At 73.6% G+C, this 22817-nt stretch carries 21 protein-coding genes and 1 riboswitch; of the genes, 9 read left to right on the forward strand and 12 right to left on the reverse strand.

Annotation, left to right across the window (positions count from 1 at the left end; translation table 11 throughout):
• Positions 1–105: 105 nt before the first annotated feature.
• Together ABZ939_RS04675 and ABZ939_RS04680 are read right to left on the reverse strand one after the other, a co-directional pair.
• Complete coding sequence (locus tag ABZ939_RS04675; protein WP_361849289.1) at positions 106–681, reverse strand: helix-turn-helix domain-containing protein; 576 nt, start codon at positions 679–681, stop codon at positions 106–108.
• A 34-nt stretch (positions 682–715) separates the two neighbouring features.
• The gene (locus ABZ939_RS04680; RefSeq protein WP_361849292.1) at positions 716–1015 is read right to left on the reverse strand and encodes a hypothetical protein; all 300 of its coding nucleotides are present in this window, start codon (positions 1013–1015) and stop codon (positions 716–718) included.
• A 144-nt stretch (positions 1016–1159) separates the two neighbouring features.
• On the opposite strand from ABZ939_RS04680, the gene ABZ939_RS04685 reads away from it, so the two are divergent.
• Positions 1160–1900, forward strand: a complete 741-nt coding sequence (locus ABZ939_RS04685) for a PP2C family serine/threonine-protein phosphatase (RefSeq protein ID WP_361849956.1) — start codon at positions 1160–1162, stop codon at positions 1898–1900.
• 3 nt (positions 1901–1903) lie between these two features.
• Here the strand turns inward: ABZ939_RS04685 and ABZ939_RS04690 are convergent, their stop codons facing one another.
• The 3 genes from ABZ939_RS04690 to ABZ939_RS04700 are packed head-to-tail and all read right to left on the reverse strand — an operon-like array spanning position 1904 to position 3574.
• Positions 1904–3190, reverse strand: a complete 1287-nt coding sequence (locus ABZ939_RS04690) for a hypothetical protein (RefSeq protein WP_361849295.1) — start codon at positions 3188–3190, stop codon at positions 1904–1906.
• Positions 3187–3411: a hypothetical protein gene (locus ABZ939_RS04695; RefSeq protein ID WP_361849297.1), complete on the reverse strand. Its 225-nt coding sequence runs from the start codon at positions 3409–3411 to the stop codon at positions 3187–3189. The genes ABZ939_RS04690 and ABZ939_RS04695 overlap by 4 nt, the downstream gene beginning before the upstream one ends.
• A gap of 31 nt (positions 3412–3442) precedes the next feature.
• The gene (locus tag ABZ939_RS04700) at positions 3443–3574 is read right to left on the reverse strand and encodes a hypothetical protein (protein ID WP_361849299.1); all 132 of its coding nucleotides are present in this window, start codon (positions 3572–3574) and stop codon (positions 3443–3445) included.
• A gap of 6 nt (positions 3575–3580) precedes the next feature.
• Here ABZ939_RS04700 and ABZ939_RS04705 point away from each other — a divergent pair, with 6 nt between their 5' ends.
• The gene (locus tag ABZ939_RS04705) at positions 3581–4546 is read left to right on the forward strand and encodes a D-2-hydroxyacid dehydrogenase family protein (RefSeq protein ID WP_361849302.1); all 966 of its coding nucleotides are present in this window, start codon (positions 3581–3583) and stop codon (positions 4544–4546) included.
• A gap of 264 nt (positions 4547–4810) precedes the next feature.
• On the opposite strand, the gene ABZ939_RS04710 is transcribed toward ABZ939_RS04705, so the two are convergent.
• Positions 4811–5170 (reverse strand): GntR family transcriptional regulator, encoded by a 360-nt coding sequence (locus ABZ939_RS04710; protein WP_361849305.1) that lies wholly within the window; start codon positions 5168–5170, stop codon positions 4811–4813.
• Between the two features lie 2 nt (positions 5171–5172).
• Positions 5173–6114, reverse strand: coding sequence for a hypothetical protein (locus ABZ939_RS04715; RefSeq protein WP_361849308.1), 942 nt, complete (start codon positions 6112–6114; stop codon positions 5173–5175).
• 218 nt (positions 6115–6332) lie between these two features.
• Between ABZ939_RS04715 and ABZ939_RS04720 the strand changes: the two genes are divergently transcribed.
• Together ABZ939_RS04720 and abc-f are read left to right on the forward strand one after the other, a co-directional pair.
• A complete protein-coding gene (locus tag ABZ939_RS04720; protein ID WP_361849311.1) occupies positions 6333–7286 on the forward strand; it encodes a nucleoside hydrolase in 954 nt (317 codons plus the stop codon).
• Between the two features lie 320 nt (positions 7287–7606).
• The gene (abc-f, locus tag ABZ939_RS04725) at positions 7607–9196 is read left to right on the forward strand and encodes a ribosomal protection-like ABC-F family protein (protein WP_361849314.1); all 1590 of its coding nucleotides are present in this window, start codon (positions 7607–7609) and stop codon (positions 9194–9196) included.
• A gap of 111 nt (positions 9197–9307) precedes the next feature.
• Here abc-f and cobN read toward each other — a convergent pair whose 3' ends face one another.
• Complete coding sequence (gene cobN / locus ABZ939_RS04730; RefSeq protein ID WP_361849317.1) at positions 9308–12916, reverse strand: cobaltochelatase subunit CobN; 3609 nt, start codon at positions 12914–12916, stop codon at positions 9308–9310.
• Between the two features lie 36 nt (positions 12917–12952).
• Positions 12953–13092: riboswitch (cobalamin riboswitch) on the reverse strand.
• A gap of 65 nt (positions 13093–13157) precedes the next feature.
• Between cobN and ABZ939_RS04735 the strand changes: the two genes are divergently transcribed.
• From ABZ939_RS04735 to ABZ939_RS04750, 4 genes are all read left to right on the forward strand, one after another.
• Positions 13158–14477, forward strand: a complete 1320-nt coding sequence (locus ABZ939_RS04735) for a cobalamin biosynthesis protein CobG (RefSeq protein WP_361849958.1) — start codon at positions 13158–13160, stop codon at positions 14475–14477.
• Between the two features lie 14 nt (positions 14478–14491).
• Positions 14492–15133 (forward strand): precorrin-8X methylmutase, encoded by a 642-nt coding sequence (locus ABZ939_RS04740; RefSeq protein ID WP_361849960.1) that lies wholly within the window; start codon positions 14492–14494, stop codon positions 15131–15133.
• Positions 15130–16614 (forward strand): precorrin-2 C(20)-methyltransferase, encoded by a 1485-nt coding sequence (locus ABZ939_RS04745; RefSeq protein WP_361849320.1) that lies wholly within the window; start codon positions 15130–15132, stop codon positions 16612–16614. The genes ABZ939_RS04740 and ABZ939_RS04745 overlap by 4 nt, the downstream gene beginning before the upstream one ends.
• Before the next feature lie 164 nt (positions 16615–16778).
• On the forward strand, positions 16779–18461 hold the full coding sequence (locus ABZ939_RS04750) for a PA14 domain-containing protein (RefSeq protein ID WP_361849323.1): 1683 nt from the start codon (positions 16779–16781) through the stop codon (positions 18459–18461).
• Here the strand turns inward: ABZ939_RS04750 and ABZ939_RS04755 are convergent.
• Positions 18433–19221, reverse strand: coding sequence for a cobalt-precorrin-6A reductase (locus ABZ939_RS04755; protein WP_361849326.1), 789 nt, complete (start codon positions 19219–19221; stop codon positions 18433–18435). The two genes, ABZ939_RS04750 and ABZ939_RS04755, sit on opposite strands and share 29 nt — an antisense overlap.
• A gap of 12 nt (positions 19222–19233) precedes the next feature.
• On the opposite strand from ABZ939_RS04755, the gene ABZ939_RS04760 reads away from it, so the two are divergent.
• Positions 19234–20349 carry a cobalt-precorrin-5B (C(1))-methyltransferase gene (locus ABZ939_RS04760; protein ID WP_361849329.1) on the forward strand — a complete coding sequence of 372 codons (1116 nt, stop codon included), beginning with the start codon at positions 19234–19236 and terminating at the stop codon, positions 20347–20349.
• Positions 20350–20598: 249 nt separating this feature from the next.
• On the opposite strand, the gene cobM is transcribed toward ABZ939_RS04760, so the two are convergent.
• From cobM to ABZ939_RS04775, 3 genes are read right to left on the reverse strand one after another with little or no spacing between them, the layout of a single operon-like run.
• Positions 20599–21348, reverse strand: a complete 750-nt coding sequence (gene cobM / locus ABZ939_RS04765) for a precorrin-4 C(11)-methyltransferase (RefSeq protein ID WP_361849332.1) — start codon at positions 21346–21348, stop codon at positions 20599–20601.
• The gene (gene cbiE / locus ABZ939_RS04770) at positions 21345–22583 is read right to left on the reverse strand and encodes a precorrin-6y C5,15-methyltransferase (decarboxylating) subunit CbiE (RefSeq protein ID WP_361849335.1); all 1239 of its coding nucleotides are present in this window, start codon (positions 22581–22583) and stop codon (positions 21345–21347) included. The genes cobM and cbiE overlap by 4 nt, the downstream gene beginning before the upstream one ends.
• 43 nt (positions 22584–22626) lie before the next feature.
• Positions 22627–22758 (reverse strand): DUF6126 family protein, encoded by a 132-nt coding sequence (locus ABZ939_RS04775; protein ID WP_361849338.1) that lies wholly within the window; start codon positions 22756–22758, stop codon positions 22627–22629.
• Between the last annotated feature and the right edge of the window lie 59 nt (positions 22759–22817).

Here is a 22817-nt window from a genome sequence, read left to right on the forward strand (position 1 = left end):
GGACGATCAGGGCGGGGCGATCAGGGTGGGACGAGCCGGGCGGGACGAGCCGGGCGGGACGATCAAAGCGCGGGACGATCAGGGCCGGACGATCGAAGAGAACGATCAGGGCAGGACGATCAGCAGCGCGTACCGGACGGGATCCTCGCCCGGGCAGCGGAACCGCGAGCGCCCCCAGAGCCTGAACCGCAGGCAGTCCCCCGCCCCCAGCTCGTGCGTACGGCCGCCCTCGGTCACCTCGAGGTCGCCCTCCAGCACCCAGATGTGCTGCTCCATGCCCGTCACCGGAGGGCCGTCGTACGCGATGTCCGCACCGGGCCGCAGCACCCCCTCGACGACCTCGCCCCGCAGCCCCGGATGCGGGGGCGACACGGAGCGCCGGGTGAACCCCACGGAGTCGTCCCGCCACACCGCCTGCCGATCGGCGCGCACCACCAGCGGCGGCTCGGACTCCACCTCCGCGAGGAGCTGGGACATCGTCAGTCCGTACACCGCGCACAGCTTGCCCAGCAGGACCGCCGTCGGGCTCAGCTCCACCCGCTCCAGCCGTGACAGCGTCGACCGGCTCACGCCCGTACGGCCCGCCAGCTCGTCCAGTGACCAGCCGCGCTCCGTCCGCAGTTCGGCGAGGCGGCCCGCCAGGCGGGCGTCGAGCTCGTCCGGTTCGGATTCGGATCCCATATCTGAGAATCTATCTCAGATATGGGATGCACTTCTACGGTGCCAGCTTGCTGAACGCCACCTCGAAGTGCTCGACGAGGACGACCCGCTGCCCCTCGCGCTGCGCGGCCTCCGCCCGGATCTCGGCGGCGCGCTCCTCGCTCGCCCGCATCGTCGCCTCGTCCTCCCACAGGGTCAGCGACCTCGCCTTCCCCGTCTCCCGCTCCACGAGGTAGAACGCGCCCCGGAAGCCCGGAAGGTCCTGGACCAGCTGGACGATCGCCTCCGATTTCTCCGTGAGGTCTCCCTCCGGCGGAACCGGTGACCCCTGGTAGGTGCTTAGCCTCGCGAACATCGACGGACGTCCTTTCCTCCGCGGACATGCAGCTCAGCACCAGCGTGCGACGGCGGGCCGCGCCCCGCATGCCGGGGAGTCCGCGCGGGACAATGGGAGGTGAGGCGGACGCGAGGAGCGCGTGCGGAGGAGGCGGACGCCGTGGTGCCGTACATAGCCGTGACCGCCCTGAGCCATGCGGGGCTGCTGCGCGACCACAACGAGGACAGCCTCGTCGTCGGGCCGTGGACGCTGTGCGGGACCGTGACCGAGAGCCCCCAGACGATGCTGTTCCCCCTCGACCGGCCGCTCCTCGTCGCCGTGGCCGACGGTCTCGGCGGGCAGCCTGCCGGTGAGGTGGCCAGTGCGCTGGTCGTCCGCCGGCTCGCGGCGCTCGGCCCCGAGCTGGTCGGTACGGAGACCATCGGCGAGGCGCTGGACCTGTGCAACCGGGCCGTGTACGCGGCCGCCGACGGCCGGCCCGAGCTGGCCACCATGGGGACCACGGTGGCGGGCACGCTCGTCCTGGAGGAGTCGCTGCTGTCGTTCAACGTCGGCGACAGCAAGGTGTTCCACGCGGCGCGGAGCGGGCTGCGCCAGGTCAGCGTGGACGACAGCCCGCCGCCCGCGCCCGGACACCGCACCACCTCGGCCGTGACCCAGACCCTCGGCGGCAGCCACTCGTACAACGCCGTCTCACCCCATGTCGCGGCCTTCCCCCTGTCCACGGGCGATCGCTACCTGGTGTGCAGCGACGGGCTCACCGACCCGGTGCCCGACGAGGAGATCGAGGACCTGCTGCGGGTGCACGACGACGGCAAGGCGGCCTTCGAGCTGTGGAAGGCCGCCATCGAGGCCGGCGGGCCCGACAACATCACCCTCGCGCTCGTCCGGATAGGGGAGTGAACCTCACGCGGGCTCCCGCTCCCGCTCCCGCTCCTCGTCCGCCAGGAACTCCGTCACCGCCAGCACGAACAGCAGCGTCAGCGCCAGGCCCAGGACGACCCAGCCCGTCGGATGACTCCAGAGGACGTACGTCACCACCGCCGCGGCCACCAGGATCCAGGTGATCCAGGTCCGGTGGCGGGCGACGAACGGGCCGACCGGGCCCGTGCGCAGGCCCACGTGGTCGGCCGTGGCGCGCGTGGCCGCGATGCCCGAGTGCCACAACTGGCGGACCACCGTGGCGTATCGGCCGGGGCCGGAGAGCCAGGCCGCGAGGGCGAGGACCACGCCGAGGACCACGACCATCCGGATCGTCGTCCGCAGGAGCCGGACCATGGCGTCGTAGACGGAGCCGGCCGCGGCCTGCGAGACCGTGTCCGGCAGGGCGTTGAGATAGACCGCGCGGAAGACGGTCAGACCGATGCCGAGGATCAGCGCCGCCGCGGCGAAGCCGAGGGCGGCGGCGATCAGGGAGCGGCGCCGGTGGGCGGAGAGCAGGACACCGGCCGCGGCGAGCAGGACGGCCAGGACCGGCAGCCAGAAGCCCATGAGCTGAAGGAGCCGGAAGCCGGTCTTCACCTTTCCGATGTCGTCGGACTTCAGGATCGTGAAGTCGGTGTGCACGTCGGGGATCTTCTCGGCGACCGTGAGGCCGGACTCGACCAGGCGTTGCTTGACCCGTTCGATGACCGGCGCGAGGTCGAGCGTCACCGTGTCGTTCTTGATCTGCACCGCGCCCTCGCCGCTGCCGGTCAGGGCGCGGACCACCGAGGTGTGGATCGCCCGGTTGGCGTCGGTCCAGACCGTCTCGAAGGCGTCGGAGGCGACGATCTCCTGCGTCTTGTCGTGGACGAAGCTCCGGACGGCGCCCTCCAGGGAGTCGCCGAGCCGGCCCAGGGCCTTCTCCAGGAGCGGGCGTTGTTCGGGGGCCACGCCCTCCAGGAGGTCCTTGAGGTCGATGTGCTCCATGACCGCGCCGGTGACGCGGTTGGTGACGGCGGCCTGGACGTCCGGGTCGGAGGCGAGCGGCGCGACCGTGGCGACGTAACGGTCGGTGTCGCCCACCTCGTCGGCCGTCCAGGCGGCGACGATGCCCAGCGGGGCGAGGACGCAGCCGAGGACGATCAGCAGCGCGGCGAAGAAGGAGCGCAGCCGGTGGCGGGGCGCACGCGGCCGCGCGGTCTCCGCCTCCAGGGCGGCGACCCGCGCCCGCAGCGCCTCCAGTTCCCCTGAGGGGCCCGGCGTGCTCATCGCCGTACCGTCGCGTCGGTCGTGAGGTCGTCGACGCTCTCGTCGACGCTCTCGTCGAAGTCGTCGACCGTGTCGGGGCAGTACACCTGGAGCACGATCCTCTCTGCGGCGATCGCCTCGCCGTCGGCGATGACGGGACGCGCACCGGGGCCGGTGGCGCCGTGGGAGAGCGACTGGAGCCGGTGGAGCACACCGGCGGGGAGGTCCATGGAGCTGGTCATGCACTCTCCGCTCTCCTCGTACTGCTCATACCTAGACGAACCAGCCCAATTCTGTGTCCCAGCGGGGCGTTTGTCGCTCCGGGCCGCCCGGCTCACCCGGCTGCCGCAGCAGCGGTGAGCGGAGCGGAAAGCCCTGTCGTACGATCGTGAGCTGCGCGATCATGGCGGCATGGTCACGAAGCTGCGTTGCGCCGTACTCGACGACTACCAGGGCGTCGCCCTCTCCTCCGCCGACTGGAGTCCGCTCGCCGGACGCGTCGACGTCCGGGTGCTGCGCGAACACCTGACCGACCGGGACGCGCTCGTCGCCGCGATCGAGGACTGCGAGATCGTCGTCGTCATGCGGGAACGGACGCCGATGGACGCCGAGTTGCTGAAGCGGCTGCCCCGACTGCGGCTGATCGTGACGTCCGGGATGCGCAACGCGTCGATCGACCTGGCCGCCGCGTCCGGTCTGGGAATCACCGTGTGCGGTACGGCGAGCAGCTCCGAGCCGCCCGCCGAACTGACCTGGGCGCTGATTCTGGGCCTCGCACGGCACGTACGGACCGAAGCGCAGGCGCTGCGCGAGGGCGGGCCGTGGCAGTCGACGGTCGGGGCGGATCTGGCCGGGCGGACGCTGGGTCTCGTGGGCCTCGGCAAGATCGGCGCCCGGGTCGCCCGCGTCGGTCTCGCCTTCGGCATGGACGTCCTGGCCTGGAGCCCGAACCTGACGGAGGAGCGGGCCGCCGAGCACGGGGTCGCGCTCGCACCGGGCAAGCGGGAGCTGCTGGAGCGCGCGGACTTCGTGTCGCTGCACATGGTGCTGTCCGAGCGGACGCACGGGCTGATCGGTGAGGCCGAGCTGGGCGCGATGCGCCCGTCCGCGTACCTGGTCAACACCTCGCGGGCTGGCCTGGTGGACGGTGAGGCGCTGCTGCGGGCGCTGCGGGAAGGCCGGATCGCGGGGGCGGGTCTGGACGTCTTCCCCACGGAACCGCTGGCGGCCGACGACCCACTGCGGTCGCTGCCGAACGTCTTGGCGCTGCCGCACCTGGGGTACGTGACGGAGGGGAACTACGCCCGCTACTTCGGGCAGACGGTCGAGGACATCGAGGCGTTCCTGACGGGGGCCCCGATCCGCACGCTCGGCTGACCCCCGGGCCACGTCGTCCCGGACGCCTGGCCCGCCGCCGGCGGGGCGGAGGGGCGCAGGCCGTAAGGGGGCGAGAGCAAGGCTCTGAGGACGGTCGGGTCGTGAGGGTCGGTCGACGAGAGTCAGGTCGAGACGGCCGCTCTGACGAGAGTCAGGTCGAGACGGCCGTTCGGGCGAGAGCCAGGTGACGGCCGCTTTGACAAGAGCCAGGTCGAGACGGCCGCTCGGACGAGGGTCAGGTCGAGACGGCCGCTCGGACGAGGGTCAGGTCGAGAGGGCCGTTCGGACGAGGGTCAGGAGGTCGTCGTCCGTCAGGCCCAGGGTTCTCGCCTCCGTCACCACCTCCCGCACGCGCTCCACCAGCCCCACCCGCCCCCGCACTGTCGCGTCCGGGACGATGACCGCGCCACGGCCGCGGCGGAGTTCGATCAGGCCCTCCTCGCGCAGGCGCTGGTAGCCGCGCAGGACGGTGTGGACGTTGACGCCCAGCGAGTCGGCGAGCTCCCGGGCCGCCGGGAGGCGTTCGCCGGGGGTCGCCGAGCCGTCGGCGAGGGCCCCGCGGACACACGCGGCGATCTGGTCGCCGAGGGGTACGGCGGAGGCGGGGTCGACCCGGAAGAGCATGGTCAGACCCTCCCACGCCGGGCGGCCAGCGTGTTCAACAGGGCCGCCGCCGTCCGCGCGTCGGACACGGTGACCGCGAACTCCCGGCCGCCGTCCCGCCGTACGACCAGCGCCTCGCCCGAGCGCAGCACCAGGCCGGTGCGGCGGGCCCGGACGCGGTAGCCCCAGCCACCGAACTCCGCGAGCGCGTCGATCTCCCGGGCACGCGCGCTCGCGACCTCGTCGAGCGGAACCCGGACGCGGGGCCAGGGCGAGAGGGCCGGGCGCAGGCTCAACCCGCGCCGGTCGACGGTGACGCGGACCTGGGACATGCCGATGACGAGCGCTCCGGCGGCGCAGACGACGAGCCCGACCGCCCACGGCGCCAGGAGCAGCAGAACCGGCCCGGCCACCACCAGCACCGCGCCCACGGCGGTCATCGGACGCGAGCCCGTGCCGCGCGACCAGCCGGCGGCCTCGCCCGGGCCGAGCGGAAGCGTCTCCACCGGCCCGGGCTGCTCGGACGCGGAAGGCCCGTCCGGTACGAGACGGGCCAGCGCCCACCCCGCCAGCGCCGCGACCCCGCCCACGCCCGCCGCCACCGTGAGGTTGGCCAGCGGGGAGACGACGTCGGCGGCGTCGGCCGCGTCGAGGTTGTCCCGTACGAGCAGGACCATCAGCGTTCCCACGGCACCGGCGGTCAGCCAGGCACCCCAGAGCGCGCCGCGCCGGACGAGCGCGGTCCAGCCGGTCCCCAGGCCGAGGAGCAGTCCGGAGCTGAGGAGGACGAAGGCCGTCAGGCCGGTCCAGCCGTCGGCGCGACCGCCACCCTCGGTGGAGAAGTGCGTGGCCATCGGATCGGGCAGCCGATCGCTCCAGAGACCGAACAGGGTCAGGTGGAGCGCGAGTGCGAGCAGGAACGGCAGTGCGGCGAGCGCCCGTAGACGGGCGGTGGCATGGTTCATGAAAACCTCCTTGTTCGCACTCTACTAGAACAATACGCAGTGTTCGAGACGCGCGGCCGCACCCCTTCGGGGGACCCTGAAGAACGCCCAGGGCAGCACGGCGCCGACCGGCAGCGCCGGAAGGGCGACGGACGGGGCGGACGGAGCCGCCGCCGCGAAGGCGGCGCGGGACGCCGAGGACTCGTGACGGCGGGGCGGCCGTGTGGGACGGTGGACGTATGCCGGTACCCGTGATCCTCGACTGCGATCCCGGTCACGACGACGCCTTCAACATCCTGCTGGCGGCGGCGCATCCGGCCGTCGACCTGCTGGCCATCACCACCGTGGCGGGCAATCAGACGGTGGAGAAGACCACCCTCAACGCCCGCCGGGTGTGCGCCGTCGCCGGGATCCACGGGGTGCCGATCGCGGCCGGCCGGGACCGGCCGCTGCACGGCACGCCGCTGGTCGGCGAGAACATCCACGGCGGCTCGGGGCTCGACGGGCCCGGATTCGGCGAGGGGGAGCCGGAGGTCCCGCAGGACCCGCGCGACGCCCTCACCCTGATCCGGGACACCCTGCTCGCGCAGCCCGCGCCCGTGACCCTCGTCCCGACCGGACCGCTGACCAACGTCGCGACGCTGCTGCTCGCCCATCCGGAGCTGACCCACCGGATCGAGCGGATCGTACTGATGGGCGGGTCGACCGGGCGCGGGAACACCACCCCGGCCGCGGAGTTCAACATCCTCTGCGACCCGGAGGCGGCGGACATCGTCTTCAGCAGCGGGCTGCCGATCACGATGTTCGGGCTCAACGCCACCCATCAGGTCCGGGCGACACCGGACGTCATCTCCCGTATCGCGGCGCTTGGCACCCCGCTCGCCAAACTCTGCATCCAGCTGCTGACCTACTTCGCCGCCACCTACCGCGAGGTCTACGGCTTCGACGCGCCGCCGCTGCACGACCCGCTGACCGTGGCGCATCTGATCGACCCGTCGCTGATCAGCCTGGTGCGGGCGGCGGTGACGATCGAGCTGGCGGGGACGTACACGCGCGGCGCGACGCTCGTGGACCTGGACGGTGTGACGGGCCGCCCAGCCAACGCGGACGTGGGCATGGAGGTCGACGTCCCCGGCTTCTGGGACCTGATCGTGGAGGCGGTACGGGTCCTGGGCGCCCGCGACTCCGCGTAGTACGCGAGGCCGGCCCACCCCGCGAGGCCGGCCGACCCGCGAGGCCGGCCGACCCGTGAGTCCGCGCCGCCGGCCAGTCCGCGGCGTCGTCCCGGCGGCCGCTCCGCGAGCCCCTCGCTCTCCAACTCATCGCGGATGGCGATGAGTTGTCTCGTATCGACCTCCATCACGGCGGCCGGTTCGCGCCGACCCATCGCTCCGGAGGCGAGCTGCACACTGACGAGACGCAGCGTCTTGCGAAATGCCGAGCGGTCCTCTACCGTCAATGACACGAGACGTCGCGTCTCGCGTCATTGAAGTCCAACCGAAGGATTCCGCCCTTGCTCCGTGTCCAACTCACCGACGTCACCAAGCGCTACGACGACCGGCTCGTCCTCGACCGGGTCTCCCTCACCGTCCGGCCCGGCGAACGCGTCGGCGTCGTCGGCGACAACGGCTCCGGGAAATCCACCTTCCTCCGGCTCCTCGCCGGCCTGGAGCCGCCCGACAACGGCACCGTCGCCGTCGAATCCCCCGGCGGCCTGGGCCACCTCGCCCAGACCCTGGACCTCCCGGGCACCGCACGCGTCGGCGACGCGGTCGACCTCGCGCTCGCCGACGTACGGAAGCTGGAGCGGGCGATCCGCGCGGCCGAGGCGAACCTCCACGAGACCGGGGACCTCGACGGGTACGCCGCCCTCCTCTCCGCGCACGAGGCGCGCGGCGGGCTGGACGCCGACCGCCGGGTCGAGACGACGCTGCGGCAGCTCGGCGAGCGTGCGCCGCTCGACCGCGACCGCCCGCTCGGCACGCTCTCCGGCGGGCAGCGCTCCCGGCTCGCGCTCGCCGCGACCCTGGCGGCCGACCCCGAACTGCTGCTGCTCGACGAGCCGACCAACGACCTCGACGACGAGGCCGTCGCCTGGCTGGAGGAGCGGCTGCGCACCCACCGGGGCACGGTCGTCGCCGTCACCCACGACCGGGTCTTCCTCGACCGGGTCACGACCGCCGTACTGGAGGTGAACGGCGAGCTGCGTACGGTCCGCAGGTACGGGAACGGTTACGCCGGCTATCTGGCCGGCCGGGCCGCCGAACGGGCCCGGTGGGAACGGGAGTACGAGGAGTGGCGGGCCGAGACCGCCCGGTACGCGGCGCTCGCCGACGCGAACATCGACCGCTTCTCCGCCATCCCGCGCAAGGCCCCGGCCGCCTTCAGCGGGGCGGGCGCCTTCCGCGCCCGGTCACGGGCGCACGGCGCGATGAGCAGGATCCGGGCCGCCCGGGAGAGGCTGCAGCGGCTCACCGAGAACGCGGTGGCGGCGCCGCCGGATCCGCTGCGGTTCACGGCGGCCTTCGAGGGCGGCCGGGCGGGCGCGGTCGCGCTGACCGACGTACGGGTGGAGGGGCGGCTGCGGCTGGACTCCCTGTACCTGGCCCCCGGCGAGCGCCTCCTGGTCACGGGACCGAACGGCGCCGGCAAGACCACCCTGCTCAGGGTCCTCGCGGGCGAACTGACCCCGGACGGCGGGACGGTGACCGCCCCGCCCCGGGTCGGGACGCTCCGCCAGGACACCCGGCTGCCCGACGACCCCCGGACGGTCGCGGCCGCGTTCGGGGAGGGCCGGGAGGAGGAGCTGCTGCGGCTCGGGCTGTTCGCCGCGGCGGATCTGTCGACACCGGTACGGGAGTTGTCGACGGGCCTGCGCCGGAAACTGGAACTGGCCCGCCTGGTCACCCGCCCGGCGGACCTGCTCCTCCTCGACGAACCGACCAACCACCTGGCCCCCGGCCTGGTGGAGGAACTGGAGGCGGCCCTGGCGACCTTCGAGGGCACGCTGGTGATCGTCACCCACGACCGCCGCATCCGGCAGGGCTTCCGGGGCCGCCGGCTCGAACTGACGCCGTGGGCAGGCCAACGGTGTCCGGCGTGAACGGCGGCTGCTCGAACCGCCGTGGGCGCTCAGGCCCACCACCCCAGGTCACATCCCCGTCCGCCACACGCGCGTGCGGCGGACCGGGATCATGACCAGCGGGCCGGCGGCTCAGCCCTCCGCGCCGTCCTCCAGGTCGCCCTCCGTCTCCAGGAACACCTGGCGCAGCGCCGCCAGGGTCTCCGGGTCCGGCTTCTCCCACATGCCGCGGGACTCCGCCTCCAGGAGGCGTTCCGCGATGCCGTGCAGGGCCCAGGGGTTGGCCTCCCTCAGGAAGGCCTGGTTCTCCGGGTCCAGGACGTACGTCTCCGTCAGCTTGTCGTACATCCAGTCGGCGACCACACCGGTCGTCGCGTCGTAGCCGAAGAGGTAGTCGACCGTCGCGGCGAGCTCGAACGCGCCCTTGTAGCCGTGGCGGCGCATCGCCTCGATCCACTTCGGGTTGACCACCCGGGCGCGGAAGACCCTCGACGTCTCCTCGACCAGCGTGCGGGTGCGGACCGTCTCCGGACGGGTCGAGTCGCCGATGTACGCCTCGGGCGCCGTGCCCGTGAGCGCGCGGACGGTCGCCACCATGCCGCCGTGGTACTGGAAGTAGTCGTCGGAGTCGGCGATGTCGTGCTCGCGCGTGTCCGTGTTCTTCGCGGCGACGGCGATCCGCTTGTACGCCGTCTCCATCTCGGCACGGGCCGCCCGGCCTTCGAGGCCGCGACCGTAGGCGTACCCGCCCCAGACCGTGTACACCTCGGCGAGATCCGCGTCCGTACGCCAGTCGCGCGAGTCGATCAGCTGGAGGATGCCCGCGCCGTACGTGCCCGGCCGCGAGCCGAAGATACGGGTGGTGGCCCGCCGCTCGTCGCCGTGCTCGGCCAGGTCGGCCTGCGCGTGCGCCCGTACGTAGTTCTGCTCGGCCGGCTCGTCGAGCGAGGCGGCGAGCCGTACGGCGTCGTCGAGCAGCCCGATGACGTGCGGGAACGCGTCCCGGAAGAAGCCCGAGATGCGCAGCGTGACGTCGATGCGCGGACGGCCCAGCTCGTCGAGCGGGACCGGCTCCAGGCCGTTCACCCGGCGCGAGGCGTCGTCCCAGGTGGGGCGGATGCCCAGGAGGGCCAGCGCCTCGGCCACGTCGTCGCCCGCCGTACGCATCGCGCTCGTCCCCCACAGCGAGAGACCGACGGAGGTCGGCCACGCGCCGTTGTCGGAGCGGTAGCGCTCCAGGAGCGAGTCGGCGAGCGCCTGGCCGGTCTCCCACGCGAGGCGGGAGGGAACGGCCTTGGGGTCGACGGAGTAGAAGTTGCGGCCGGTCGGCAGCACGTTCACCAGTCCGCGCAGCGGCGAACCGGACGGGCCCGCCGGCACGAAGCCGCCGTCCAACGCGTGGACGGCGTGCGCGAGTTCGTCGGTCGTGGCGGCAAGCCGCGGGACGACCTGCTCGCAGGCGAACCGCAGGACGGCGGCGACGTCGGGACCGTGGGCTTCGGCGACCGTCGGGATGGCGTCCACGGACCAGTCCGCGGCCTCCATCGCCTCGACCAGCGCGCGCGCCGTCGCCTCCGCCTCGTCGGCGGTGGTCCGGGTCGCGGCCGACTCGTCCAGGCCGAGGGCCTCGCGCAGACCCGGCAGCGCCTGCGTGCCGCCCCAGATCTGCCGGGCGCGCAGGATCGAGAGCACGAGGTTGACCCGCGCCTCGCCCACCGGCGCCCCGCCGAGCACATGCAGACCGTCCCTGATCTGCGCGTCCTTGACCTCACACAGCCAGCCGTCGACGTGCAGCAGGAAGTCGTCGAAGCCGTCGTCCTCCGGGCGGTCCTCGAGCCCCAGGTCGTGGTCGAGCTTCGCGGCCTGGATCAGCGTCCAGATCTGCGCGCGGATCGCGGGCAGCTTGGACGGGTCCATGGAGGAGATCTGCGCGTACTCGTCGAGCAGCTGCTCCAGACGCGCGATGTCGCCGTACGAGTCGGCGCGCGCCATCGGCGGCACCAGGTGGTCGACGAGCGTCGCGTGCACGCGCCGCTTGGCCTGCGTGCCCTCGCCCGGGTCGTTGACGAGGAACGGGTAGACCAGGGGGATGTCGCCGAGCGCCGCGTCCGGGCCGCAGGCGGCCGACAGGCCCGCGTTCTTGCCGGGCAGCCACTCCAGGTTGCCGTGCTTGCCGAGGTGGACCATCGCGTCCGCCCCGAAGCCGCCGTCCTCGGCGCGCGCGGCGATCCAGCGGTAGGCGGCCAGGTAGTGGTGGGACGGCGGGAGATCCGGGTCGTGGTAGATCGCGATCGGGTTCTCGCCGAAGCCGCGCGGCGGCTGGATGAGGATCAGCAGGTTCCCGCGCCGCAGGGCGGCCAGCACGATGTCACCCTCAGGGTTCTGCGACCGGTCCAGGAACATCTCGCCGGGCGGCGGCCCCCAGTGCTCCTCGACCTCGGCGCGCAGCTCCTGCGGGAGTTCGGCGTACCAGCGCTTGTAGTCGGCGGCCGGGATGCGGACCGGGTTCTTCGCCAGCTGCTCCTCGGTCAGCCAGTCCTGGTCGTGGCCGCCGGCCTCGATCAGGGCGTAGATCAGCTCGTCGCCGTCACCGGAGACGAGGCCGGGGATCTCCTCCACCGGGCCGAAGTCGTAGCCCTCCGCGCGGAGGCGGCGAAGCAGTGCGACGGCGGAGGCGGGGGTGTCGAGGCCGACCGCGTTGCCGATCCGGGAGTGCTTGGTGGGGTACGCGGAGAGGACGAGCGCGAGCTTCTTCTCGGCGTTCGGGATGTGCCGCAGGCGGGCGTGGCGGACGGCGATCCCGGCGACGCGGGCCGCGCGTTCGGTGTCGGCGACATAGGCGGGCAGACCGTCCTCGTCGATCTCCTTGAAGGAGAACGGGACGGTGATGAGCCGGCCGTCGAACTCGGGGACGGCGACCTGGCTGGCGGCGTCCAGCGGGGACAGCCCCTCGTCGTTCTCCTCCCAGGCCGCGCGCGAGCCGGTGAGGCAGAGCGCCTGCAGGATCGGTACGTCGAGCGCGGCGAGCGCGCCCGCGTCCCAGGCTTCCTCGTCGCCGCCGGCCTGGGCCTCGGCGGGCCTGGTGCCGCCGGCCGCGAGGACGGTGGTGATGATCGCGTCGGCCTCGCGCAGGCGGTCGAGCAGCTCCGGCTCGGGGGCGCGCAGGGACGCGACGTACAGGGGCATGGCGCGGGCGCCGGCGTCCTCGATCGCCTCGCAGAGGGAGCCGATGAAGGCGGTGTTCCCGCTCATGTGGTGGGCGCGGTAGTAGAGCACGGCGACGACGGGGCCGTCCGTGACGCGCGGCTCGCGCTCCAGCGGGCCCCAGGTCGGCGCGGCGGCCGGGGCCTCGAAGCCGTGGCCGGTGAGCAGCACGGTGTCGGAGAGGAAGCGCGCCAGCTGCTCCAGGTTGTCCGGGCCGCCGTGCGCGAGGTAGGCGTGGGCCTCGGTGGCGACGCCGATGGGGACGGTGGACGCCTCCATGAGCTGGGCGTCGGGGGCCTGTTCGCCGGAGAGCACCACCAGCGGCTTCTCCGCCGCCCGCAGCGCCTGAAGTCCCTCCTCCCAGGCCCGCAGGCCGCCGAGGAGGCGTACGAGGACGAGGTCGGCGCCGTCGAGGAGCCCGGGGAGCTCGTCCATGGAGAGGCGGGAGGGGTTGGCGAACCGGTACTCGACGGGGCCGCCGGCCGCGCGGGCGCTGAGCAGGTCGGTGTCGGAGTGCGACAGCAACAGAATTCGCATGCGTGCGCAGGCCTTCCTCGGGGTTGTCCGCGCCCCGGGTGGTCGTGTGGACGGCAGGAGTTCCTGACTCACCGGGACGCTGGTGCGACCTGGCTCACAGTGGCGGGACCGCGCCGGATTCTCACCGGGCTTCCTCCCCGGGGTCCTGGGACCCCATGCCGATCTGCATAGTAGATCCTGCCCCCGGCAGGCCGGGGGGTTGGCCGGATCACACCCGGTGGTCAGCCGGATTCACGTGGGTATGCTCGCCGCCATGCCGCCCACCCCACCCGCCACGCCCAACCCGGGCGAACCTCTCATACGGGACCGTGGCGACGCCTGCCCCGGGGCGCTCCGACTGCACCCCGCCGACGACGGCCGCCTGGCCCGACTGCGCCTGCCCGCTGGCCTGTTGACGCCACATCAGGTCGAGGTCCTGGCCACCGCGGCGGAGGTTCTGGGCGACGGGCGGGTCAGCGTCACCTCCCGGGGAAACGTGGAGCTGCGCGGCCTCGGGGAGGACTGCGGGACAAGGCTCGCGGAACTGCTTGCCCCGGCCGGTCTCCTGCCGTCCCCGACCCATGAGCGGGTCCGCAACATCGTGGCCTCCCCGGCCGCCGGGCTCGACGGACTCGGCCACGGCGCCGTGCAGTTGTGGGCCCGCGAGCTGGACGAGCTGCTGTGCGCCCGGGAGTGGACGGCGGCGCTTTCCGGCCGATTCCTCTTCGTCCTGGACGACGGGCGGGGGGATGTGGCCGGCCTCGGCGGAGATGTGACCTTGATCGCAGCGGCGTCCTCGGCGGACGGCGAGGGTGCGGACGGGATCCGGGACCCGGACACGCGAGGCGCCTCCACCGCGCTCCTGCACGTCGGCGCCCAGGTCTTCCGGGTCGCCGCCGCTGACGCCGGCGCCGCGCCCCGTGCCGCGCTCGCCGCCGCCGAGGCATTCCTCGAAGCCGCCCGCGGCGCCGGGAACGGGGCCTGGCGGGTGCGGGAGCTGCCCGAGGGACATGAGCCGGACCTGGCAGGGGCCCTCGCCCGGGCCGGGATCGAGGCGGAGCCCGTACCCCCGTCGGATCTCCCCGGTGCCGAGCCGCCCGCCCCCGGAGTCCTCGGCGCCACCGCCCTCCACGTCCTCGCGCCCCTCGGCCGGCTGACGGCCGAACAGCTGCGCGCCCTGGCCGCCTCGGCGGACGAGGTGCGGTTCACCCCGTGGCGGGGCGTGGTCGTCGCCGGGACGCCGGCGGCCACGGCCGGGGACCGGCTGGCCGAGCTCGAGTCGTACGGGCTGATCACCCGCCCCGACTCCCCCTGGGCCGGCGTCAGCGCCTGCACCGGGCGCCCCGGCTGCGCCAAGTCCCTCGCCGACGTCCGCGCCGACGCCGTGCCCGGTCGCGTGGGCCTCCCCGTCCACTACTCCGGGTGCGAGCGCCGCTGCGGCCACCCCCAGCGCTCCGACGGCACCTGGGTCGACGTCCTCGCCGGCGCCGACGGCGCCTACCTGGTGAACGGCGTCCCCACCCCCCGTACCTCCCTGACCGAAGCAGTCGCAACGGCCCGCACAACCCGTACAACGAGATGAGCGAGAACGACACGATGTTCGCCTACGAGAAGGACGGCGCGGAGATCTACCGCCAGTCCTTTGCCACGATCCGCGCCGAGGCGGACCTCGCGGGGCTCCCCGCCGACGTCGCCCAGGTCGCGGTGCGAATGATCCACGCCTGCGGCATGACCGACCTCGTACGCGATATCGCCTACTCGCCGCAGGTCGTCGCCCGCGCCCGGGAGGCGCTGCGCGCCGGCGCCCCGATCCTCTGCGACGCGCAGATGGTCGCCAGCGGAGTCACCCGCAAGCGGCTGCCCGCCGACAACGAGGTGATCTGCACCCTCTCCGACCCGGCCGTGCCCGGCCTCGCCGCCGACCTCGGCACCACCCGCAGCGCCGCCGCCCTCGAACTCTGGCGCGACCGCCTCGAAGGCTCCGTCGTCGCCATCGGCAACGCGCCCACCGCCCTCTTCCACCTGCTGGAGATGATCGCCAAGGGCGCGCCGCGCCCCGCCGCCGTCCTCGGCATACCGGTCGGCTTCATCGGCGCCGCCGAGTCCAAGGACGCCCTCGTGGACCGGGGACAGGAGCTGGGTCTCGACCACCTCGTCGTACGGGGCCGGCGCGGCGGCAGTGCGATGACCGCCGCCGCGATCAACGCCATCGCGACCGAAGCGGAGATCCAGGCATGAGCGGCAAGCTGTACGGAGTCGGCCTCGGGCCCGGCGACCCGAACCTGATGACGGTGGCCGCGGTGAAGGCCATCGCCGAGGCCGATGTCGTCGCGTACCACTCGGCCCGCCACGGCCGGTCCATCGCGCGCTCCATCGCGGCGGAGCACCTCCGCGAGGACCACATCGAGGAGCGGCTCATGTACCCGCTCACGGTGGAGACCACCGACCACCCCGGCGGCTACCGGGGCGCGCTCGACGACTTCTACGAGGAGGCGGCGGCCCGCCTCGCCGCGCACCTGGACGCGGGCCGCACGGTTGCCGTGCTCGCCGAGGGCGACCCGCTCTTCTACGGCTCGTACCAGCACATGCACAAGCGGCTCGCGGACCGCTACGACACCACCGTCATCCCCGGCGTCACCTCGGTCAGCGCGGCCGCCGCGCGGCTCGGCGAGCCGCTGTGCGAGGCCGAGGAGGTCCTGACGATCATCCCCGGCACGCTGCCGGAGGACGAGCTGACGGCCCGCCTGGCGGGCACGGACTCGGCGGTCGTGATGAAGCTCGGCCGGACGTTCCCGACCGTGCGGCGCGCCCTGGAGCGGGCGGGCCGCCTGGAGGACGCGCGGTACGTGGAGCGGGCGTTCATGGCGGGCGAGCGGACCTCCGAACTCGCCGAGGTGGACCCGGAGACCGTCCCGTACTTCTCGGTGGCCGTACTGCCCTCCCGTATCGACGCCGTTCCGCCCGTACGCGAGCGGGGCGAGGTCGTCGTCGTGGGCACCGGCCCGGCGGGCGCGCCCTGGCTGACGCCGGAGTCGCGCGGTGCGCTGGTGAACGCCGACGACCTGGTCGGCTACACCACGTACCTCGACCGGGTCCCGGTGCTGCGGCCCGGCCAGCGCCGGCACGGCTCGGACAACAAGGTCGAGTCCGAGCGCGCCGAGTTCGCGCTCGACCTGGCCAGGCGCGGGCACCGGGTCGCGGTCGTCTCGGGCGGCGACCCCGGTGTCTTCGCCATGGCGACGGCGGTCCTGGAGGTGGCCTCGGAGGAGCGGTACGCGGACGTGCCCGTGCGCGTCCTGCCCGGCGTGACCGCGGCGAACGCCGCGGCGGCCGCGGCGGGGGCGCCGCTCGGCCACGACTACGCGACCATCTCCCTCTCCGACCGCCTCAAGCCCTGGGACGTCATCGCCGGCCGGCTGCGCGCGGCGGCGGAGGCGGACCTGGTCCTGGCGCTCTACAACCCGGGTTCCAAGTCCCGCACCCACCAGGTGGCGGCCGCCCGCGAGCTGCTCCTCGAACTCCGTTCGCCCGAGACGCCGGTGGTCGTGGCACGGGACGTGGGCGGCCCGGAGCAGTCGGTCCGGATCGTCACCCTGAAGACCCTGGAGCCGAGCGAGGTCGACATGCGCACGCTGCTCCTGATCGGCTCGTCCCAGACGCGCGCGGTGGAACGCGGCGACGGCCGCACGATCACCTGGACGCCGCGCCGGTACGGGTGACGCGGTCGGCTTCCGGCTCCCCGGCCCCCGCCGAAACCCCTGGTCGGGGTTCGGCGGGGGGGCGGTAGAGTCCCCCTCCGGCGGATCACCGGCCCCACCCGCACCGCCCTTCCCCCACACCTCATTGGCTTCGTGTTGGTCCGGAAAGGGCCCCTCTCTCTGTGATGACTCGTACTCGGCTGAGCGCGCTGGCCACGACGGCCGCCCTCACCGCCGCCGGCGGTCTGCTGACCGCCACCCCGGCCTCCGCGGCCGTCACCTGCACGTCCCCGGTCTGGACGGCGCAGTACTACGCCAACACCTCGTTCAGCGGCACGCCCAAGCTGACCGCCTGCGACACCGCCATAGCCGAGAACTACGGCACCGGCGACCCGGCCGGCGTCACCCTGCCCAGGGACAACTTCTCCGTCCGGTGGTCCGTCACCCGCGACTTCGGCTCCGGCGGACCGTTCGCGTTCTCCGCCGCGACGCAGGACGGCATCCGCGTGTACGTCGACGGGGTGCGCAAGATCGACCTGTGGCGGAACGTCTCCACGACGCAGTACAAGACCGTCAACCTCACCGTCCCGGCGGGACGCCACACCATCCGCGTGGACTACGTGGCCTGGACGGGCAACGCGAACGTCAGCTTCTCCTACGCGCCCCGCACGACGGCCACCGTCGATACGGTCCGCCCGCTCGCCCCGACCGGCCCGACCGTCGCGTACGACCGGGTCGCCAACAAGGCGACCCTCCGCTGGGCGGCGAACAAGGAGATGGACCTCGCCGGCTACCGCGTCTACCGCCGCCTGGCCACGACGTCCTGGGCCAAGATCAGCGGTACGGCCCTGGTCACGGGCACCTCGTACGTGAACTACCCGCCTGCCACCGGCGAATCGTTCCTCTACGAGGTCCGCGCCGTCGACAAGGCGGGCCTGGAGTCCGTCGGCAGCGCGGACCTGACGGTCGCGAGCGTGGACCGGACGGCGCCGGCCGCGCCGGGCGGGCTGACGGTCACCGACGCGCAGGCCGGAGTGGGCCTGGCCTGGCAGCCGGTGCCCGGGGCGGCGAAGTACCTCGTCCACCGCCAGCGGACAGCCGCCGCCGGGACGACCGAACCGGTCACCCAGGTCGCCACGGTGACCGCGACGTCCTGGAACGACACGGCCGTCACCGAGCGGACCGGCTACACCTACTGGGTCTCCGCCCTCGATGCCGCCGGGAACACCTCCCCGCGGACCGCCGTCTCCGCCACGCACGGCGACTACGCGTCCGCGGCGCCGACCGGCCTGACGGTGGTGGACGACCCCCGGTGGATCATCCTGAACTGGACCGCCCCCGCCGACACGGACGTGGTCTCCTACCGCATCTACCGTGACGGCCTGTTCCTCAAGACCGCCTCCGGCACCAGCAGCACCGACGGGACCGTCAGGTACGGCACGACGTACCGGTACACGGTCGCGGCGGTGGACGGGGCCGGCAACGAGTCCCCGGTCTCCGCCGAGGCTTCGGTCACGACCGAGGGCGACCTGGTCGCCCCTGCGCCCGTCGCCGGTCTGAAGGTGACGGCGCGCGAGGACGGCGAACTCGTGGAGTGGGAGCCGAACACCGAGCCGGACCTCAAGCGGTACGAGGTGCTGCGGGGCGAGTGGCTGGAGAGCGAGGACGGCGAAGGCGTCTGGATGTTCTCGCGCATCGCGTGGCTCGGCGAGGAGACCACCTCCTTCTTCCGGGCGGTCCCGGGCGACGGCGAGACCGTGCGCTACGCCGTCGTGGCCGTGGACGACTGGGAGAACTCGCTCGCCGTGACGGACCTCGACTCCGTCTCCTGGGTCGAGGTCACCGAGTTCGCCCCGTACGCGGGCTGAGCTCCCACCCCGCCCACACCCAGGCGGCGGCCTCCTCGGAGGTCGCCGCCACCGGTACGCCCTCCGGTACCGGCGGGCGGCGGACCACCACGACCGGGATGCCGGCCTCGCGCGCGGCCGTCAGTTTCGGGGCCGTCGCCGCGCCGCCGCTGTCCTTCGTGACCAGGACGTCGATGGCGTACCGGCGGAGCAGATCCCGTTCGCCGTCGAGGGTGAAGGGCCCGCGGTCCAGGAGGATCTCCGTGCGGGCCGGCATCGGGGGTTCGGGGGCGTCCACGGAGCGGACCAGGAACCACTGGGGGCAGTCGGCGAACGCGGCGAGGCCCATCCGGCCGGTCGTCAGGAACACCCTCCCCCTGGGACTTCGTCCTCGGAGGTCCCCCCACCCGAGACCGTTCAGCGCCCCCGCCGCCTCCTCCAGCGAGGCGACCTGGTGCCAGTCGTCCCCCTCGGCCGGGACCCAGCCGGGGCGGCGCAGGGCGAGCAGGGGAACATGGGCGGTGGCGGCCGCCCGGGCCGCGTTGAAGCTGATCCGCTCGGCGAAGGGATGGGTGGCGTCGATGACCGCGTCCACGTGGTGCTCGCGCACCCAGTCGACCAGCCCCTCGACACCGCCGAAGCCGCCGACCCGTACCTCGCCCGCGGGCAACCGGGGGCTGGCGACGCGTCCCGCGAGGGAGCTGGTGACGCGGACGCCGGGGTGCAGGGCCGTGGCGAGGGCGCGGGCCTCGGTGGTCCCGCCGAGAATGAGTACGTGCACGGGAGCCCTTTCATGAGTTCAGGCGGGCGCGACGCCCAACTCAAGCACACGGGTCTGCGCCCCGGCTGGACGACCGGTGCCTGCGCGACGGCGGCGACGACGGCCGCGTACACGGCGCTGCTGAGCGGCGAGTTCCCCGACCCCGTGACGATCACGCTGCCGAAGGGCGGGCGCCCTTCGTTCGCGCTGGCGGCCGAGGAGCTGGCGGCCGGCCACGCCATGGCGGCGATCGTGAAGGACGCGGGCGACGACCCGGACGTCACGCACGGCGCGCTGGTCCGCTCGACGGTACGGATCCTCCCGGCCGGCTCCGGAGTCGTCTTCCGGGCCGGGCCGGGCGTCGGTACGGTGACGCTGCCCGGCCTGCCCCTGGAGGTCGGCGAGCCGGCGATCAACCCGGTCCCGCGGCAAATGATGCGCGCACACGTGGCGGAGGTCGCCGCGGCCCACGGCGGCACCGGCGACGTGGAGATCACGGTCTCCGTCGACCACGGCGAGGAGATCGCCCGCTCCACCTGGAACCCGCGGATCGGCATCCTCGGCGGGCTGTCCATCCTGGGGACGACCGGCATCGTCGTGCCGTACTCCTGCTCGGCCTGGATCGACTCCATCCGCCGCGGTGTGGACGTGGCCCGCGCGGCCGGTCTCACCCACGTGGCGGGCTGCACCGGCTCCACGTCCGAGAAGACGGTGACGACGCTCTACGACCTGCCGGAGATCGCCCTGCTCGACATGGGCGACTTCGCGGGCGCGGTCCTGAAGTACATCCGCCGCCATCCGGTCGACCGCCTCACCATCTGCGGCGGCTTCGCCAAGCTCTCCAAGCTGGCGGCGGGCCACCTGGACCTCCACTCGGCCCGCTCCCAGGTCGACAAGCCGTTCCTCGCCGACCTGGCCCGCACGGGCGGCGCGTCCGATGCGCTCGCCGCGGAGATCGCCACGGCGAACACGGGCCTGGCGGCCCTCCGCCTCTGCGAGGCCGCAGGCGTCCCCCTCGGCGACCTGGTGGCCGCCCGCGCCCGCGACGAGGCCCTCACGGTCCTGCGCGGAGCCCCGGTCGCGGTCGACGTCGTCTGCATCGACCGCGCGGGCACGGTGGTGGGCCGCTCCGCGCCTGCGGGCCCGTAGTCGACTCGCGCATACCGGATGCGGCGCACCGCGCCCGAACCTAGGCTTGCCAGGGCAGAACCCCTATCGAGAGGGAGTCCCATGGCGAAGCGCGGCAACAAGAAGCGTGCCCGCAAGAAGAAGAAGGCGAACCACGGCAAGCGTCCCAACGCCTGACCGTGTTGCCGACGGTGGCCGGGCCCGATCACGGGCCCGGCCACCGTCGTGCGAGAGGACACGTCCCCGGCCGTCCCGCCGGGGACGGAGGGTTCAGCAGACGTGGCGCTCCCGCGCCGGGTCGTAGAGGTGGCTGTCGCGGAACTGCGAGGCTGCCAGCGTCCGGCCGACCAGGATCACCGCCGTCTTCGTGATCCCCGCCTCCTTCATCTGGGCCGCGATGTCCTCCAGCGTGCCCCGCAGCACGATCTCGTCCGGGCGGCTCGCCATCGCCACGACCGCGGCCGGGCAGTCGGCGCCGTAGTGCGGCAGCAGCTCGGAGACGACCCGGTCGACGTACCGGGCCGCCAGGTGCAGGACCAGAAGGGCGCCGCTTCGGCCGAGCGTCGCGAGGTCCTCGCCCTCCGGCATGGGCGTGGCCTGCTGGGCGATGCGGGTGAGGATGACCGTCTGACCCACCGTCGGGACGGTGAGCTCCCGCTTGAGCGCGGCGGCCGCCGCCGCGAAAGCCGGGACGCCCGGCACGACCTCGTACGGGATGTCCAGCGCGTCCAGCCGGCGCATCTGCTCCGCCACCGCGCTGAAGACGGACGGGTCGCCCGAGTGGAGCCGGGCCACGTCCTGGCCGGCCTCGTGGGCGCGGACGATCTCGGCGACGATCCGGTCCAGGTCCAGGTCGGCGGTGTCGACGAGGCGCGCGTCCGGCGGGCACTCGGCGAGCAGCTCGCGGGGGACCAGGGAGCCGGCGTACAGGCAGACGCCGCAGGAGGCGAGGGTACGGGCGCCCCGCACGGTGATCAGGTCGGCCGCGCCCGGGCCCGCGCCGATGAAGTAGACGGTCATGCTCCAACTCCTGATTTCGTTACGGACCACTGCGTGACCGGCATCGCCTGGCGCCAGCCGGTGAAGCCGCCCACCGGGACGGCCTGGGCGACGGCGAGCCGGACCAGCTCCCCGCCGTATTCGCGGTAGCGCTCCGCGAGCAGCGCCTCGGACTCCATCGTCACCGTGTTGGCGACCAGCCGGCCGCCCACGGGCAGCGCCTCCCAGCAGGCGTCGAGCAGGCCGGGAGCCGTCAGGCCGCCGCCGATGAACACGGCGTCGGGGGTGGGGAGACCGGCCAGGCCGTCGGGGGCGGCGGCGGTGACGACCCGCAGCGCCGGGACGCCGAGGGCGGAGGCGTTGCGGGTGATGCGCTCCGCGCGCACGGGGTCCTTCTCCACGGCGACCGCCCGGCAGGAGCGGTGCGCCCGCATCCACTCGATGCCGATCGAGCCGGAGCCGCCGCCGATGTCCCACAGCAGCTCCCCGGGCGCGGGGGCGAGTGCGGCGAGCGTCGCCGCGCGCACGTACCGCTTGGTGAGCTGGCCGTCGCTCTCGTACGCCTCGTCCGGCAGGCCGGGTACGGCGCCGAGCCGGAGCGCGTCGGGGGAGCGCACGCAGTCGAGCGCGATCACGTTCAGGGGGTCGACCGGCTCGTGCGGCCAGGTGTCGGCCGTGCCGTCGACGATCCGTTCGCGCGCGGAGCCCAGCTGCTCCAGGACCCGCATCCGGGTTCCGCCGAAGCCCTTCTCGCGCAGCAGGGCCGCGACCGCGCCGGGGGTGTCGGCCCCCTCGCTCAGGACGAGGAGCCGGCGTCCGTCGTGGAGCGCGGCGGAGAGCGCGGCGAGCGGCCTGGCGACCAGCGAGACCGTCTCCACGGCCTCCAGGGGCCAGCCGAGGCGCGCGCAGGCGTACGAGGCGGAGGAGGGGTGCGGAAGGACGTGCAGGCGGTCGGCGCCCACCGTCTCGGCGAGGGTGCGGCCGATCCCGTAGAACGTCGGGTCCCCGCTGGCCAGGACGGCCACGGAGCGGCCCGCGTGGGCGGCGAGCAGGCCGGGGACGGCCGGGCGCAGGGGCGAGGGCCAGGCGATCCGCTCACCGGGGCACTCGGCCACGGGCAGCAGGTCGAGCTGTCGGGGGCCGCCGATCAGGACCTCGGCGTCGCGCAGGGTCCGGCGGGCGTTCTCGGGAAGGCCGTCCCAGCCGTCCGCGCCGATTCCGACGACCGATATCGCAGCTGGAGGAACGGTGCTCACGTCGGCGAACTCTACGTGAGCCCTTCCCGCTGCCCCCGGGCGGTCACTTCTGGGCGTTCTGCCCCACGTAGAAGAGCAGCCAGACGAAGCCCGCGAACGCGTGCGTCGCGAAGACGTACACGAAGACGCGGAGGAGGACGCCGCGCTCTTTCCAGCGCTCGTAGTCGTCGGACATGCCCACCAGCGTACGGGCGAGCACGGCCACCCTGGATAACCGGATAGTTATCCGGTACG

Origin of the sequence: Streptomyces sp. NPDC046712, from assembly GCF_040645695.1 — a bacterium.
GTDB lineage: Bacteria > Actinomycetota > Actinomycetes > Streptomycetales > Streptomycetaceae > Streptomyces.